This window comes from Nonomuraea sp. B19D2 (genome assembly GCF_040137845.1).
Classification (GTDB): Bacteria; Actinomycetota; Actinomycetes; order Streptosporangiales; family Streptosporangiaceae; genus Nonomuraea.
This window is the reverse complement of the sequence record NZ_JBEFAK010000008.1, coordinates 16,847-32,111: the sequence shown is the minus strand read 5'-3', so window position 1 is coordinate 32,111 and position 15,265 is coordinate 16,847. Positions and strand designations below refer to the sequence as shown.

The following is a 15,265-nucleotide window of genomic DNA, read 5'->3' as shown; positions in this document are numbered from 1 at the left end:
CATGAATAACACACACGTCTTGATCGTGGGAGGCGGAATCGCTGGATTGTGCCTTGCCCAGGGCCTGCGGCGGGCGGGCCTCGGCGTCACCCTCTTCGAACGCGACCCCTCGGCGGCCCACCGCCCGCAGGGTTACCGCATCAGCCTCAAGGAGACCGGCGTGCGGGCGCTGCGGGCCTGCCTGCCGGACCACCTGTTCGAGCTGGCCGTGGCGACCTCCATCCGCCCGGCCACCCGCATGATCTTCATGGAGACCGATCTGCGGCCCAAGTTCGCCAAGGACATCCCGGAGAAACAGCCCGGCATGGACGGCCTCGGCGTCAACCGGCTCACGCTCCGCGAGATCCTCGTCTCGGGACTGTCGGACTGCGTGCGTTTCGGCATGGACTACCAGCGGTACGCGCGGCTCGACGACGGCCGCGTACGCGCTCACTTCGCGGGCGGCCAGAGCGTGGACGGCGATCTGCTCGTGGGGGCGGAGGGCGTCGGCTCGCGAGTGCGGGCGCAGCTCCTGCCCGACGCCGTGGTGGACGGGCTCACCTGGGCCCTGTACGGCAGGACGTGGATCACCCCCGAGCTGCTGGCCGCCACACCATCGGAGCTGGTGGACTCGTTCAACCGGGTCACCGCCCCGGACGGCACGACCGTCGCCATCGCCACCTGCCGTCCACTCACCCCCGTCCCCGAAGCCGTGGCCCGCCACGCCCCCGGCACGCGGCTGACGGACATCCCCGGCTACTTCTCGTGGACACTGAGCGCGCCCGGCCCCCGGCCCGACGGCGTGCCACCCGCCGCACTGCACCGGCTGGCCATGGACACCGTGCGGGGCTGGCACGAGGGCGTGGGGCGCATCGTGCGCGAGGCGGATCCCTCGGCGACGTTCGCCCTGCAGACTCATTCCGCGCAGCGCGTGGAACCGTGGGAGGAGCCGGTCGTCACGCTGGTGGGAGACGCCGTCCACAGCATGAGCCCGGGGCGGGGCGAGGGCGCCAACGTGGGGCTCCAGGACGCCCGGCTGCTGAGCGAACTGCTCGGGGCGGCCGCATCCAAGGGGCAACCACTCGCCGCCGCCAAGGCCGAGTACGAGCGCCGCATGCTCGACTACGCCTTCACCGCAGTCGACTCCTCCCGTGACCACCCATTCGCGCCCTTCCGTCCTTCGACCCGCACCGCTGCCGGCTGAGGGTTAGGGACGGGAGGGGTGGAGAGGGGCGATAGCCTCATCCTGTGCTGGAAAAGATCGCAGCCACCCGTTATGTGACCCCGTTGCGGGAGGGCGGGTCGTTGCCGGGCGTGGTCGAGGCCGACGACCTGGGCACGTACGTGGTGAAATTTCGTGAGGCGGGGCAGGGCCGGCGGGTGCTGGTCGCCGAGATCATCGCCGCCGAGCTGGGACGCCGGCTGGGGTTCAAGATCCCCGACCTCAAGCTCATCGATCTGGACCCGCAGCTGGGCATCAGGGAGCCGGACGAGGAGGTGCAGGACCTGCTCAAAGCCAGCACCGGACTCAACCTCGCAGTCGACTTCCTGCCCGGCGCGCTGGGGTTCGAGCCGTTGGCCTGGGTGGCGGACCCGGTGTTCGCGGCGAGGGTGGTGTGGTTCGACGGTCTCATCCACAACATCGACCGCAGCTGGCGCAACCCCAACCTGCTGGTCTGGCACCGCGACACCTGGCTGATCGACCACGGGGCGGCGCTCTGGTTCCACCACAACTGGAAGACCGCCGACCCCCGGCGGAAGTTCGACGCGGGTGACCACGTGCTCGCGCCGTACGCCGGTGACGTGCAGGCGGCGGGCGCCGAGCTGGCCGGTAAGATCGACCGCGAGCTGCTGGAGACCGTGACGGCGCTGGTGCCCGGCGAGTGGCTGGACGGCGAGCCGGGGTTCGACGGGCCGGAGGCGGTGCGCGCGGCGTACGTCGACCATCTGCTGCGGCGGGCGCACGGCCCGCACGAGTGGCTCGTGCGTTCCGAAGCGAAGGCTGCGAGGACCGGGCCGGGATCCGTGGGCGAGTTCTGGCGGGGAGGCGGCCGGTGACCAGGGACGTCTACGAGTACGCGGTGATCCGCGTGATGCCCAAGGTGGAGCGCGGCGAGCTGATCAACGCCGGCGTGCTGCTCTACTGCCAGCCGCGCGGCTATCTGTGCGCCCGGGTCGAGCTCGACCCCGCCCGCCTGCGCGCCCTCGATCCGACCGCCGACATCGACGCGGTACGCCGCGCGCTCAGCGCGTACGAGCTGGCCTGCGGCAAGCAGCCGGGACCGCTGGCCGAGGAGTCGCTCGGCGGCAGGTTCCGCTGGCTGACCGCCCCCCGCAGCACGATCGTCCAGACCGGCCCCGTGCACGCCGGCCTCACCACCGACCCGGACACCGAGCTGGCCAGGCTGTTCGACAAGCTCGTACGGGTTTAGAAGAGGACCGACATGAACGTGTCGACCTCCTGGAAGCCCACCTTGCGGTAGACGGCCCTGGCCGAATGGTTGAAGTCGTTGACGTACAGCGTGACCACGGGGGCGAAGAGGCTCAGCGCGGCCTCCACGACGGCGGCCATGCCCGCGACGGCGTGGCCTCTCCCCCGCAGCTCCGGCGCGACCCAGACCCCCTGGATCTGGCAGGCCTGCGGCGTGACGGCCCCGATCTCCGCCTTGAACACCACCCGGCCGTCGTCGATGCGAGCGTAAGAGCGGCCGATCCTGATCAGCTCGGCCACGCGGGTGCGGTAGAGCGCGCCGCCGTCGCCGAGGTTGGGCGAGACGCCGACTTCCTCGGTGAACATGGCCACGCAGGCGGGCAGCAGGATGTCGAACTCCTCCGGCCGCACCCGGCGTACCAGAGGATCGGCGGGCACCGGCGGCTTGCGCGAGGTGGCCATGACCGGCTGCGCCCACCGGATCGCCCGGGCCCGGCCCCAGTGCGGCTCGAGGCGCTCCCACAGCAGGGAGACGGCGTCGGCCGGGCCCACTATGGAGGAGCAGCGGCGCCCCTGCTTGCGGGCGCGGTCGGCGAACGCGTGCACGGCCTCCGGACCGGCGCTGACCGGCACCATGTTGGCACCGGCGTAACAGAGTGCCACAAGTCCACCGCGCGGCCCGAATCCCCACATCTGCCCGCCCAGCCTCGCCGGATTGAGTCCGACGGCCCGCACCCGGGAGGAGACGAAGACGTTCGCGACCGGGTCGGTGTCCAGCAGGGCAAGGACCTCGTCCCGGTCGCTGTCGTCGAGCACGCGCGACGCCGATGTACGCAGCATCACACGGTCAGACTACGCGAAGGGTTACCGATTGGCTCATCGGGCGATGCCGACGGTAATCCTTTCTTGACGTCATTTCTCCCGTAGCAGCCCGAGGACCCCGATCAGGCCGTCCGCGTGGCGCCCGGCGGCCATGCGCTCGGACGCTTTCGGCCCGGGCAGCGCGGCGCACTCCACGTCGCGCGACGGCAGCGTGCCGTCCCTCAGGTACGCCGCGAGGCGGTCGTCCACGCACTTGTTGCCGGACAGCGAGACGCCGTGGTTGCCGCCGCCCTCGATCACCATGGTCGCGTGGGCGAAGTGCCTGCGCATCTCCAGGGCCCCCTTGTACGGCGTCGCGGCGTCGTTGCGGGACTGGATCATGAGGATCGGCGGCAGCTTCGCCGACCCCTTCACCTGGACCGGCGTGCCGCCCGGAACCGGCCAGAAGGCGCAGGGAGCGTTGAACCAGGCGTTCGGCCAGGTCAGGAAGGGCGCCTGGCGATGCATCCGGGTCATGTCGGTCCGCCACGTCGCCCACTCGCGCGGCCACTTGGCGTCGGTGCACTGGACGCCCAGGTAGATGGCGTAGCCGTTCTCGTCTTCGGCGTCGTCCTTGCCGTGCTTCTCGTAGAGGGCGAGCAGGCCGTTGACGTCGCCCTGCCGTACGTACGAGGACCAGGCCTGAGCGAACTGGGGCCACACCCGGTCGCTGTACCCGGCGATCGTGAAGATGTCGTCCAGTTCGCTCGGCCCCACGACCCCGCCCGCGGGGCGGACGCGCAGCCGTTCGCGCATCGCGTAGTAGGCGAACGACGTCTGCTTGCTGGTGGCGCCCAGCTTGTAGACCGAGTTGTGCCTGGCGATCCAGTCGAGGAGCTGGCGGTGGCGGTGCTCGAAGGCGCTGTTCTGCTTGAGGTTCGACTCGTACCAGACCTCCGTGGGGTCGACCGTGCTGTCCATGACGAGCCGCTTGACCCTGGTCGGGAAGAGTGTGGCGTAGACGGCGCCCAGGTAGGTGCCGTACGAGTAGCCGAGGTAGCTGATCCTCTCCTCGCCGAGCGCGGCCCGGATGGAGTCGATGTCTCTGGCGGAGCTCTCGGTGGTGAGATACGGCAGCAGCCAGGCCCAGAAATTGCCGCACCGGTTCGCGAAGTCGGCGGCCCTCGAGAGCAGCACCCGCTCCTCGGCCTCCCCGTGCGGCACCGCGTCCGGCCTGGGCGCCTTGAAGTACGTCTCCGGGTTCACGCAGTGCACGGCCGGCTCGCTCCCGCCGACGCCGCGCGGGTCGAACCCGACGATGTCGTACCGCTCGCTCACGTCCCGTGGCAGCGACGCGGCCACGAACTCGGTCAGCGCCCGCCCGGACGCCCCCGGCCCGCCGGGGTTCACCAGGAGCGTGCCGAGATGGTTGGCGTCCCTGGACACCTTGGCCTTGATCCGGTTGATGGCCAGCGCGATCGTCTGCCCCCACGGCTCGCGGTGGTCGAGCGGTACGCGTACGGTGGCGCACTCCAGCTCGGCCGACACGGCCTTCCCGGCCTCGCTCGGGCACGGTCCCCAGACCACGGTGCCCGGCTCCCCCTTCGCGCCGCTCGCCAGCGCCATCCCATCCGCGCTCACGATCCCGCCGACGAGCACCGCAACCCCGGCGACAACCCCCACGACCCGCTTCACCCGGCCCCCTTCCCCCGCGTTCATAGGCCTGCGATGCTTCCGTGCGCGACGGTGTCATGACGCTGGGTATGGGGAAATGCTTGCCATTTTGTAATGGCCTGATTGCATCACGTAATCGCCCCACGCGGATGGCCGTCAGGCCTCCGGGGCTCGCTGTGGACCGCGGTACGGCAAGGTCTGGCGGTAAACGATGCTGGTCGTCGTGCTTCCGAACTCGGCGAGCTCGCCGACCAGCCGTTCCAGATGGCGCATGGACGCCGCGGCGACCTTCAGCGTGTAGCAGTCGTCGCCTGTGGTCCGGAGGCACTCCAGGATCTCCGTCCGCTCGGAGAGCAGCCGGTGCAGCGGCTCGTGCCGGTTCCCCGGATACTTGAGGCGTACGACGGCGAGCACCGCGAACCCGGCCTTCTCCAGGTCGACGTCGGCGCGGTAGCCGGTGATGACGCCCATCGACTCGAGGCGTCTCACCCGCTCGGTCGTCGCCGAGGAGCTGAGGTTCACCCGACGTCCCAGCTCGGTGAACGGGACGCGGCCGTCCCGCTGGACCTCCACGAGGATCGCCCAGTCGGTGGCGTCAAGGTTCTCGGCCATCCGGCAAACATACCGGCAGAATCGCGGGCAAATGCCGTTTATGCCGGAAGGATTCTCTTAGTCCTGGGGTGATCGCCTGGATAGCCTGAACCGGTGCGAATAGGTGTGAACATTCCGAACTTCGGGCCCGGCACCGACCCCGGCGTCCTGCGCAGCTGGGCGCAGACGGTGGAGGGGCTGGGCTTCGACTTGCTGATGGTCTCCGACCATGTCGTGGTGACGCCCGATGTCGCCGAGCAGTATCCCGCGCCGTTCTATGAGCCGTTCACCACCCTCGCCTGGCTCGCCGGCATCACCAGCCGGGTCCGGCTCGGGACCACGGTGCTCATAGCGCCGTACCGGCATCCGCTCCTGACCGCTCGCATGGCCGCCAACCTCAACCAGCTCAGCGGCGGCCGGCTGGTCCTCGGCGTGGCCTCCGGCTGGGCCCGGCAGGAGTTCGCGGCGCTCGGCGTGCCGTTCGACCGGCGCGGGCAGCTCACCGACGACACCCTGCTGGCGCTACGGGCCGCCCAGGACGACACCGAGGACTACCGCGCCGGACCGATACCGCTCTGGATCGGCGGCAACAGCGACGTCGGCATCCGCCGGGCGGTCCGCCTCGGCGACGCCTGGCACCCGCTCCGGAACACCCTCCCCTGGCTGCGCGACGCGGTTGACCGGATGAAGGCCATCGCCGGCGACCGGCCGGTGCCTGCTTTCGTCCCGCGCGTCATCCTGCGGATCACCGGCTCGGAGGTCACCGGTCCCGACCGCCTCGTCGGCGAGGGCACCATCGACCAGGTCGTCGAGGACCTCGAACAGCTACGGCTGCTCGGTGCCGAGACGGTCGTGCTCGACCCGTTCGACGGCGACCCGGACGAGACCCTCCACCCCGAGGCGAAATGGCAGATGCTCGCAGCCGTCGCCGCCCATTGGAACCTTCACCCGCGAATGGAGCAACCGTGACACAGGACGAAGAACGACTTCTGCGCCGCGCGATCGAACTCGCCGCCAAGGCACGGGCGGGCGGCAACCCGCCGTTCGGGTCGCTGCTGGCGGATCCGGACGGCCGCGTGCTCGCCGAGGAGCAGAACACCACGCTCACCGACGCCGACATCAGCGCGCACCCCGAGCTGAAACTGGCCCGCTGGGCGGCCCGCGAACTCGATCCCGCCACCGCGGCCACCACGACCATGTACACGAGCTGCCAGCCCTGCACCATGTGCACGGGGGCGATCCAGCGGTCCGGGCTCGGCCGCGTCGTGTTCGCCCTCTCCGAGGAGCAGCTCACCGGCCTCAAACCGGGCGGCGGCTGGCCGCAGGTGCCGCACGAGGGCCCCGCCCTCTATGACGAGGCGCGCGTCCCGGTCGAGGGGTACTACCGGTAGGTCACCCGGCGCCCGTGCGGCCCGCACGCCCGAGCGCCACCACAACCTGCACGGCCCGCACGCCCAAGGACCCGAACGCCGGCGCAACCCCCGCGGCCCGGGGCAGAGGTCAGCCGACGACGACCTGCGGGCCGGAGTCGTCGTCGAGGTCGACCTCGACGCCCATCTCCTCGGCCAGCCGGAGCGCCTCCTCGATCAGCGTCTCCACGATCTGCGACTCCGGCACCGTCTTGATGACCTCGCCCTTGACAAAGATCTGCCCCTTGCCGTTGCCGGACGCCACACCCAGGTCGGCCTCCCGAGCCTCGCCCGGCCCGTTCACCACGCACCCCATGACGGCCACCCGCAGCGGCACCTTGAGCCCTTCGAGCCCAGCCTGCACCTGGTCCGCGAGCGTGTACACGTCCACCTGGGCCCGCCCGCACGAGGGGCAGGAGACGATCTCCAGCCCTCGCTCCCGCAGCCCGAGCGACTCCAGGATCTGGGCTCCGACCTTGACCTCCTCAACCGGAGGCGCGGAGAGCGAGACCCGGATGGTGTCGCCGATGCCCTCCGCCAGCAGGGCGCCGAAGGCGACCGCCGACTTGATGGTGCCCTGGAAGGCCGGGCCGGCCTCGGTGACGCCCAGGTGCAGGGGGTAGTCGCACTTCGCGGCGAGCAGCCGGTACGCGTTGATCATCACGACCGGGTCGTTGTGCTTGACCGAGATCTTGATGTCGCGGAAGCCGTGCTCCTCGAACAGCGAGCACTCCCACAGCGCCGACTCCACGAGCGCCTCGGGCGTGGCCTTGCCGTACTTCTGCAGCAGGCGCGGGTCGAGCGAGCCGGCGTTGACGCCGATCCGGATCGGCACCCCGTGGTCGGAGGCCGCCCGGGCGATTTCGCCCACCTTGTCGTCAAATTTCTTGATGTTTCCGGGGTTGACCCGGACCGCCGCGCACCCGGCCTCGATGGCCGCGAACACGTACTTGGGCTGGAAGTGGATGTCGGCGATGACCGGGATCTGCGACTTCCTGGCGATGATCGGCAGCGCGTCGGCATCGTCCTGGGACGGCACGGCCACGCGTACGATCTGGCAGCCCGACGCCGTCAGCTCCGCGATCTGCTGCAACGTGGCATTGACGTCGGCGGTCACCGTGGTCGTCATCGACTGCACGGAGACGGGCGCGTCGCCGCCCACGGGCACGCTGCCGACCATGATCTGGCGAGAGTGCCGGCGTTCGGCGAGCGGCTTGGGACGGACCGACGGTATGCCGAGAGCTACAGATGACATTTCAACCCTTACTGTGACGACGTTTTCAGTTTAGGTAGTGAGCTCGACCGCGCGGGCCCGGGCCCAGGCGTCGGCGGCGAGCACCTCTTCGACGGAGTCGGCCGGGGTCACCTGATGCTCTTCGACGACCTTGGCCACGGTGTCGACGATCGCGAGGAACGGCAGCTCGCCGCGGATGAACGCGTCGAGGCACGCCTCGTTGGCCGCGTTGTAGACGGCGGGCGCGGTGCCGCCCTCGCTGCCGACGTGCCTGGCCAGCGCGACCGAGGGGAACGCGACGTCGTCGAGCGGCTCGAACGTCCACGTGTGCGCCTTGGTCCAGTCGATGGCCCGCGCCGCGCCGGGGATGCGGTGGGGGTGGCCGAGCGCCAGGGCGATCGGCAGCCGCATGTCGGGCGGGCTGGCCTGGGCCATGGTCGAGCCGTCGACGTATTCCACCATGGAGTGGATGATCGACTGCGGGTGGACCACGACCTCAATACGGTCGAAACCGAGGTCGAACAGCAGGTGCGCCTCGATCACCTCGAGCCCCTTGTTGACCAGGGTGGCGGAGTTGATCGTGATCATGGGGCCCATCGACCAGGTGGGGTGGGCCAGCGCCATCTCGGGCGTGACGTCGGCCATCTCCTCGCGCTTCATCCCCCTGAACGGCCCGCCGCTCGCGGTGACCACGAGCTGCTTGACGCTGTCGGGGTCGTAGCCGCCGGGCCCCGAGGCCCACAGGCACTGCTGCAACGCCGAGTGCTCGGAGTCGACCGGCAGGATCTGGCCGGGCTTGGCCAGCCGCTTGACCAGCGGCCCGCCGATGATCAGGGACTCCTTGTTGGCCAGCGCGAGGGTCCTGCCCGCCTCCAGCGCGACCAGCGTGGAGGTCAGCCCGAGCGCGCCGGTGATGCCGTTGAGCACCGTGTCGCACGGCCACGCCGCCACCTCCGCGACCCCTTCTGGCCCGCCGAGCACCGTGGGCCGCACGCCGTGCGCGGCCAGCGCGTCCTTCAGCGCGGGCACGGCCGCCGCATCGGCCACCGCCACCACCTCGACGCCGAACTCGGCCGCCTGCCTGGCCAGCAACTCGACCTTGCCACCCCCCGCCGCGAGCCCGGCGACCCGGAAGCCGCCCGGGTTGGCGGCCACGACATCGAGGGCCTGAGTGCCTATGGAGCCGGTGGAGCCGAGGACGACGACGGTGCGGAGGGTCTCTTCGTGCACCTGTCCATTGTCCCCGCTGCGGGACGTACTCAGGCACGCGGCACCGACCGTACCAAAATTCCGTCACTTATGTGACCCGAGATAACGCAGTTAATTAATGCCGGAATGCCGCTATATCGGTATGCGCAAATCTCGAGAAATCTGGATATTGCTACGACTACCTTCCGAACCCCAGGTCCGGTTTTCGGGAGGTACGTAATGCACCGCAGAGTCGTTCTACTCTCCATCCTCACCCTCACCGCGGGCAGCGCCGCCCTGCTCCCGGCGAGCACGGCACAGGCCGGCGTCCAGCTGCGGCCGAAGCCCGCCCAGCACGCCGCGGCGGACTCGGCCCCCGAACAGCGGCAGGTCCTGACGTACTGGACCGAGCAGCGGATGGAGGCGGCCCAGCCGCTGGACGCGCCGAGCCCCAAGAAGGGGGCGAAGCTGACCATGGACGAGCCCTCCGAGGGCACCCCGTGGACGGCACCGCCCACCGGCGCGACCCGCGGCGGCGTGGAGTTGCAGGCGGCCAGATCGTCCGGCGAGCCGTGGACCGGCGGCGGCACGGCCGTGAAAACCACCGGCCGGGTCTTCTTCACCACGCAGGGCCGGAACGCGTCGTGCTCGGGCTCGGCGGTTACCAGCGCGAACAAGAGCGTCGTGCTGACCGCCGGCCACTGCGTGAAGCTGAATGGCACGTTCCACACGAACTGGGTCTTCGTGCCCGCCTACAACAACGGTCAGCGGCCGTTCGGCACCTGGGCGGCCACGAAGCTGCTGACCACGCCGCAGTGGAACGCCAATGAGGACATCAACTTCGACGTCGCCGCCGCGGTGGTCGCGCCGCTGGAGAGCAAGACGCTGGTGGACGTCGTGGGCGGCCAGGGCGTCGCGTTCAACCAGCAGAGACGGCAGCAGATGTACGCGTTCGGCTACCCGGCGGCGGCGCCGTACGACGGCTCGAAGCTGATCTACTGCAGCGGCCGGACCTTCGACGACTTCCTCATGAGCAACGACCATGGCCTGACCTGCAACATGACCGGCGGTTCGAGCGGTGGCCCCTGGATGCTGAATTTCAACGAGTCGACCGGGCTCGGCACCCAGAATTCGGTCAACAGCTTCAAATACAACTTCGCCCCCAACTGGATGTTCGGCCCATATTTCGGGAACGAGGCTCAGGCCGTCTACCAATCAGCACAAAACACCAACACACTCTGAGTGATTTACCGAAAGTAGTCACAAGAACACATCACGTGGTGCAGACTCCGGGGGCATGACCTTGAGCACCCCCCTGCTTGCGGCCGCCCCGCTCCTGGCGGGACTGATCGGCCCCGCCCTCCTCGGCGGGGCCCCCGGCCGGCAGCAGGCCGACCAACCCGCCCCCAGGGCAGTGCGTACCGAGATAGTCGAGCACGTGGCCGCCCGCACCGCCGACGAGCAGCGGCGCGTGCTCGACTACTGGACGCCGGAGCGCATGGCCAAGGCACTCCCGATCAGCCTGCTGGACATCGTGACGGACGGCGCGGGCCTGCTGAGCGACCTGACGGGCCGCACGGGCGTACGCGCCGCCCCGGACCTGTCGGGCGGCCGCGTGTCCCCCCATGCGTCACGTGAGGCCTTGAACCTGGGCCCTTCCGGCCCGCGGCGCCACCAGGCGGCCGCGCGACCGCAGACCAACACGGCCGGCTCGCGCTGGATGACCGGCGGCGCCGTGGCCAGGACCACGGGCCGCGTCTTCCTGACGGTGTCCGGGGCCGACTTCGTCTGCTCGGCGAGCACGGTCAGGAGCGCCAACAGGGACGTCGTGATCACCGCCGGCCACTGCGTCAAGGACGGCGCGGGCGAGTGGGCGGCAAACTGGACGTTCGTCCCCGGGTACGGCACGGGCGGCCTGCGGCCGTACGGGCAGTACGCGGCGCGCCGCATGTTCGTCGCCGGGCCGTGGTCACGCAGCGGCGACGACAACTACGACGTGGGCATGGTCGCGCTGGCCACGTCGGGCGGCCGGCACGTGGCCGACGTGGTGGGCACGCAGGAGATCGCCTTCAACACCGCGCGCGGGGGCCAGGCGTTCGGCTTCGGCTACCCCGCCGACCCGCCGTACGACGGGAGCCACCTGGTCTACTGCGCGGGGCGGATGAAGGCGGACCCGTACGGGGAGAGCCGCGACCAGGGCCTGGCCTGCGACATGACGGCGGGCTCGAGCGGCGGACCGTGGATGACCACGTTCGACCCGGCCTCGGGCAGGGGCACGATCACGTCGCTGAGCAGCTTCAAGTACAGCGACGACCACCGCACCATGTACGGCCCGTACTTCGGCGACACCGTCAAGACCCTCTTCGACACGGTGGAACACGCGTGATCTCGGTCAGAGCGTGAGACCGGTCAAAACCATGACCTTCTCGTAGGTGAGGTCCTCCATCGCCGAGTGCAGTCCCTCACGTCCGATCCCCGAGTCCTTGACCCCGCCGTAAGGCATCTGGTCCGCCCGGTACGAAGGCACGTCGCCGATGATGACGCCGCCCACCTCCAGCTCCCGGTTCGCGCGGAAGGCGGCGTCCAGGGAGCGGGTGAACACCCCGGCCTGTAGCCCGTACTTCGAGTCGTTGACCATCGCGTACGCCTCGTCGATCGAGGCGGCGGGCTGGAGGATCATGACGGGCCCGAAGACCTCCTCGCAGGCCACCTTGGCGTCGTGCGGGACGTCGGCCAGCACGGTCGGGGCGATCGCCGCCCCCTCGCGGGTGCCGCCCGCCAGCACGCGGGCGCCCGCGGCGACCGCCTCCTCGACCCACTGCTCCACCCGCTCCGCCGCGGCTTCCGAGACCAGCGGGCCCACCTGCGTCTTCTCGTCCGCCGGGTCGCCGGTGACGAGACCGGAGACGGCCGGGAGGAGGCGTTCGACGAAGGCGTCGTAGACGGGCTGCTCGACGATCACCCGCTGCACGGCGATGCAGCTCTGGCCGGCCTGGTAGTTGGAGTAGAGGGCGATGCGCTGGGCCGCCCAGTCGAGGTCGGCGTCGGCCAGCACGACGGCCGCCGCGTTGCCGCCCAGCTCCAGCGTCACGTGCTTGCGCGGCACCTGGTCGGCGATGGCGTAGCCGACGGGCGCGGAGCCCGTGAACGACACCACGGGAAGACGAGGGTCCTGGACCAGTGCCGAAGCACGCTCGTTCTCGATCGGCAGGACCGAGAACATCCCCTCGGGCAGGTCGGTCTCCGCCAGGATCTCGCCGAGCAGGAGCGAGGAGAGCGGCGTGGCGGGGGCGGGCTTGACGATGACGGGGGCGCCGACGGCGATGGCGGGGGCGACCTTGTGGGCGACCAGGTTCAGGGGGAAGTTGAACGGGGTGATCGCCAGCACGGGCCCGTGCGGGACGCGGGAGACGTACGCCAGCCGCCCGGCCGCGGCAGGCTCGGTGTCGAGCCGCTGCACCCCGCCCGACCAGCGCCGGGCCTCCTCCGCGGCGAAGCGGAACGTGGCGACGGCGCGGCCGACCTCGCCGCGCGCCCACAGGATCGGCTTGCCGTTCTCGGCCGTGATGAGGTGGGCGATCTCGTCGGCCCGCTCCGCGAGGCGGCGCGACACGTGGGCCAGCGCCTCGGCCCGCACGTGCACGGGCAGCGCGGCGGCCTCGCGGGCCACCGCGTGGGCGGCCGCGATGGCCTCCTCGACCTGGGCGTCGGTCGGCACCGAGTGCCGCCCGACCGCGCGGCCGTCGTGGGGGTTGGTCACAGTGAGCTCGGAGTCCCCGGTCGCGGCGCGGCCGGCCAGCCAGAAGGTACGCACGTCCATACACCTGACGTTATGCCAAGCCGGCGATGGGGGATTTACACCACGGTGCACAAGACTCCCATGAGGGCTCACCGTTAAGTACAAGCCCCGTGGTATACCCATGATGTAACAGAAGTAGACCCAATTCAGGATGTTTACCATGCGGAGTGGTTTGAGCGATCTCCGCCATGGCTAAGTCATCGTGTGCGGGTCTCCAGCGCGGCGGGCCCCCGACCAGAAAGGCGTGGGCCCCGTGACCGAACAACGTGAGGTCACAAGGACGCTTTGTTCCTTGGGCACAAGGGAGGTCTCATGACCTCGGCGCCACTGGGCCTGCAAGGCGCCTACCTCCTGGGTGAGCGCGCCAGCCACGACGAACTCCGCTCCCGCCTCCTCGACGTGGCGGTGAACCTCCTTGAGACGGACGGCCCCGACAGCCTGACCATGCGCAGGATCGCCGCGGAGGCGGGCTGCACGACGACCGTCATCTACACGATGTTCGGCAACAGGGAGGGGCTGGCGGAGGCGCTCTATCTGGAGGGGTTCGAGCGCTTCCGCCGCTTCCTCGAGGCGGTGCCGGCGCGGCGCAACCCGTTCGAGCACCTGACCGCGCTCGGGCCCGCGTACCGGGAGGCGTGCCTGGCCGAGCCCGGCTACTACAGCCTGATGTTCGAACGGGCGATCCCCGGCTTCGAGCCGAGCGAACGCGCCAGGACCCTGGCCCGCGCGGCCCTGAACATCCTCGACCGCGTGATCGCCGACTGCATCTCGGCCGGGTACCTGATCCCGACCCAGCCCCGCAAGATCGCGGACGCGCTGTGGGCGGCAGCCCAGGGAGCGATCAGTTTGGAACGCGCCGGTCACCTGCGCGACGGGAGCACGTACGAGGCGGTCACGACGGCGATCATCTGCTGCTACCTGGTGGAGAAGCAGGAGTGACACCCCTGTCCCCGGTAAGCTCCAGCACACGGACAAGGGGGGACATCGTGAATCGTCGTCGTGCTTACGCCCTGGCGCTCGCCGCATCGGCGCTGGTCGCCGGCATGGGCTCGGCACGGCCGACGCCGACCCCGACTCCCACGCCCACGCCCACGCCCACCCCAAGCGCGACGCAGAGCGACGGCACGCTGCAGATCCTCACCTACCGCGGCTACGCCGAGTACGGCGGCATCAGCCCCAAGGCCAACTGGGTGGGCACGTTCGAGAAGGAGACCGGCTGCCGGATCGCCAAGCTCGACACCGTGCAGACCGCGCAGGACATGGAGACGGCCGCCGCGCGGCCCTACGACGTGATCTCCGCCGGCCCCGTGCTCGCCGCCGGCCTGATCGAGCGCAAGCAGGTGCAGCCCATCGACCCGGCCAAGGTGACCGGGTACGACGACATCGACGAGCGCTTCCGCGACATGTCCACCGTGTCGGGCAAGGTGTACGGGGTGCCGTACCTGTGGGGCTATCACGAGTTCATCTACGACTCGGCCAAGGTCAAGGGCGACCTCGAGCAGGCGTTCGCGTCTGACCGGGTCGCGCTCAGGGACACCCCGCTCACGATCGCCGATGCCGCTCTGGCCGACGGATCGGTGAAGGAGCCGTTCGAGCTGACCAAGGACCAGCTCGATCGGGCGACGGCCCTGCTCGAGGGGAGCAAGGGCCGCACCTATTGGAAGAACCCGCTCGACCTGGTCCAGGGGTTCGCCACCGGCGCACTCGACTACGCCCAGGCCACCCCGTACTACCGCCTGCTCCTGCAGAAGGCCGGAATGCCGGTCAAGACCCTCAAGACGGACAAGACCACCGGATGGGTGGATTCCTGGATGCTCGGCGCGAGCGTCTCCGACAGCACGTGCGCCTACCGGTGGCTCAACTGGGTGACCGAGCCGGACGCGCAACGCGACGCCGCCGCCTGGGTGGGGCTGGCGCCGGCCAACGCCAAGGCGTGCAAGGGGCGGGCCAAGCTGATGTGCGAGACGTACGGGCGGGGCAAGGACCTGGACCGCGTGGCCTTCGCCGTACGGCCACCCGGGGGTTGCCGGGCGGATGACGGGGAATGCACTGAATACACGACCTGGACCGACAGGTGGCAGAAGCTCGCCAAATGACGGTGACGCGGGCGCGCCCGCTTCCCCCCGCAGGGCGCGGCCTGTAGGGACGCCCCGGGCCTT

Annotated in this window: 15 protein-coding genes; 9 read left to right on the top strand and 6 right to left on the bottom strand. The window is 70.2% G+C overall.

What is annotated here, in order from left to right; all coding sequences use genetic code 11:
- Nucleotide 1 precedes the first annotated feature (1 nt).
- Genes ABN273_RS17050 through ABN273_RS17040 form a run of 3 tightly spaced genes read left to right on the top strand, consistent with a single transcriptional unit; the run spans nt 2 to nt 2,411 of the window.
- Nucleotides 2-1,183, top strand: coding sequence for an FAD-dependent oxidoreductase (locus tag ABN273_RS17050; RefSeq protein WP_349449839.1), 1,182 nt, complete (start codon nt 2-4; stop codon nt 1,181-1,183).
- Between the two features lie 44 nt (nt 1,184-1,227).
- Nucleotides 1,228-2,037: a HipA family kinase gene (locus ABN273_RS17045; protein ID WP_349449837.1), complete on the top strand. Its 810-nt coding sequence runs from the start codon at nt 1,228-1,230 to the stop codon at nt 2,035-2,037.
- A complete protein-coding gene (locus ABN273_RS17040; protein ID WP_349449836.1) occupies nt 2,034-2,411 on the top strand; it encodes a DUF3037 domain-containing protein in 378 nt (125 codons plus the stop codon). Before ABN273_RS17045 ends, ABN273_RS17040 begins: the two co-directional genes overlap by 4 nt.
- On the opposite strand, the gene ABN273_RS17035 is transcribed toward ABN273_RS17040, so the two are convergent.
- The 3 genes from ABN273_RS17035 to ABN273_RS17025 all read right to left on the bottom strand — a co-directional run bounded on the left by ABN273_RS17035 (nt 2,408) and on the right by ABN273_RS17025 (nt 5,497).
- The gene (locus ABN273_RS17035; protein WP_349450110.1) at nt 2,408-3,250 is read right to left on the bottom strand and encodes a GNAT family N-acetyltransferase; all 843 of its coding nucleotides are present in this window, start codon (nt 3,248-3,250) and stop codon (nt 2,408-2,410) included. The genes ABN273_RS17040 and ABN273_RS17035 overlap by 4 nt on opposite strands.
- Nucleotides 3,251-3,322: 72 nt before the next feature.
- A complete protein-coding gene (locus tag ABN273_RS17030) occupies nt 3,323-4,906 on the bottom strand; it encodes an alpha/beta hydrolase (RefSeq protein ID WP_349449835.1) in 1,584 nt (527 codons plus the stop codon).
- A 135-nt stretch (nt 4,907-5,041) separates the two neighbouring features.
- Nucleotides 5,042-5,497, bottom strand: coding sequence for an Lrp/AsnC family transcriptional regulator (locus tag ABN273_RS17025; protein WP_349449834.1), 456 nt, complete (start codon nt 5,495-5,497; stop codon nt 5,042-5,044).
- Between the two features lie 93 nt (nt 5,498-5,590).
- Between ABN273_RS17025 and ABN273_RS17020 the strand changes: the two genes are divergently transcribed.
- Together ABN273_RS17020 and ABN273_RS17015 are read left to right on the top strand one after the other, a co-directional pair.
- Nucleotides 5,591-6,445, top strand: a complete 855-nt coding sequence (locus tag ABN273_RS17020) for an LLM class flavin-dependent oxidoreductase (RefSeq protein ID WP_349449833.1) — start codon at nt 5,591-5,593, stop codon at nt 6,443-6,445.
- Complete coding sequence (locus ABN273_RS17015; protein WP_349449832.1) at nt 6,442-6,867, top strand: nucleoside deaminase; 426 nt, start codon at nt 6,442-6,444, stop codon at nt 6,865-6,867. Before ABN273_RS17020 ends, ABN273_RS17015 begins: the two co-directional genes overlap by 4 nt.
- A 109-nt stretch (nt 6,868-6,976) precedes the next feature.
- On the opposite strand, the gene ispG is transcribed toward ABN273_RS17015, so the two are convergent.
- Nucleotides 6,977-8,140 (bottom strand): flavodoxin-dependent (E)-4-hydroxy-3-methylbut-2-enyl-diphosphate synthase, encoded by a 1,164-nt coding sequence (gene ispG, locus ABN273_RS17010; protein WP_349449831.1) that lies wholly within the window; start codon nt 8,138-8,140, stop codon nt 6,977-6,979.
- Between the two features lie 30 nt (nt 8,141-8,170).
- The gene (gene dxr / locus ABN273_RS17005; RefSeq protein ID WP_349449829.1) at nt 8,171-9,349 is read right to left on the bottom strand and encodes a 1-deoxy-D-xylulose-5-phosphate reductoisomerase; all 1,179 of its coding nucleotides are present in this window, start codon (nt 9,347-9,349) and stop codon (nt 8,171-8,173) included.
- 198 nt (nt 9,350-9,547) lie between these two features.
- Between dxr and ABN273_RS17000 the strand changes: the two genes are divergently transcribed.
- On the top strand, nt 9,548-10,549 hold the full coding sequence (locus ABN273_RS17000; protein WP_349449828.1) for a trypsin-like serine peptidase: 1,002 nt from the start codon (nt 9,548-9,550) through the stop codon (nt 10,547-10,549).
- A 55-nt stretch (nt 10,550-10,604) separates the two neighbouring features.
- A complete protein-coding gene (locus ABN273_RS16995; protein WP_349449827.1) occupies nt 10,605-11,693 on the top strand; it encodes a trypsin-like serine peptidase in 1,089 nt (362 codons plus the stop codon).
- 6 nt (nt 11,694-11,699) lie between these two features.
- Here ABN273_RS16995 and ABN273_RS16990 read toward each other — a convergent pair whose 3' ends face one another.
- Nucleotides 11,700-13,127, bottom strand: coding sequence for an aldehyde dehydrogenase family protein (locus ABN273_RS16990; protein WP_349449826.1), 1,428 nt, complete (start codon nt 13,125-13,127; stop codon nt 11,700-11,702).
- 291 nt (nt 13,128-13,418) lie between these two features.
- On the opposite strand from ABN273_RS16990, the gene ABN273_RS16985 reads away from it, so the two are divergent.
- The gene (locus ABN273_RS16985; RefSeq protein ID WP_349449825.1) at nt 13,419-14,045 is read left to right on the top strand and encodes a TetR/AcrR family transcriptional regulator; all 627 of its coding nucleotides are present in this window, start codon (nt 13,419-13,421) and stop codon (nt 14,043-14,045) included.
- 47 nt (nt 14,046-14,092) lie between these two features.
- On the top strand, nt 14,093-15,202 hold the full coding sequence (locus tag ABN273_RS16980; RefSeq protein ID WP_349449824.1) for an extracellular solute-binding protein: 1,110 nt from the start codon (nt 14,093-14,095) through the stop codon (nt 15,200-15,202).
- Nucleotides 15,203-15,265: the final 63 nt, after the last annotated feature.

Coding starts and splice junctions, on each gene's coding strand:
- ispG (WP_349449831.1), bottom strand. CDS start 8,140: ATGTCATCTGTAGCTCTCGGCATACCGTCGGTCCGTCCCAAGCCGCTC.
- ABN273_RS16990 (WP_349449826.1), bottom strand. CDS start 13,127: ATGGACGTGCGTACCTTCTGGCTGGCCGGCCGCGCCGCGACCGGGGAC.
- ABN273_RS17035 (WP_349450110.1), bottom strand. CDS start 3,250: ATGCTGCGTACATCGGCGTCGCGCGTGCTCGACGACAGCGACCGGGAC.
- ABN273_RS16995 (WP_349449827.1), top strand. CDS start 10,605: ATGACCTTGAGCACCCCCCTGCTTGCGGCCGCCCCGCTCCTGGCGGGA.
- ABN273_RS17000 (WP_349449828.1), top strand. CDS start 9,548: ATGCACCGCAGAGTCGTTCTACTCTCCATCCTCACCCTCACCGCGGGC.
- ABN273_RS17025 (WP_349449834.1), bottom strand. CDS start 5,497: ATGGCCGAGAACCTTGACGCCACCGACTGGGCGATCCTCGTGGAGGTC.
- ABN273_RS16985 (WP_349449825.1), top strand. CDS start 13,419: ATGACCTCGGCGCCACTGGGCCTGCAAGGCGCCTACCTCCTGGGTGAG.
- ABN273_RS17050 (WP_349449839.1), top strand. CDS start 2: ATGAATAACACACACGTCTTGATCGTGGGAGGCGGAATCGCTGGATTG.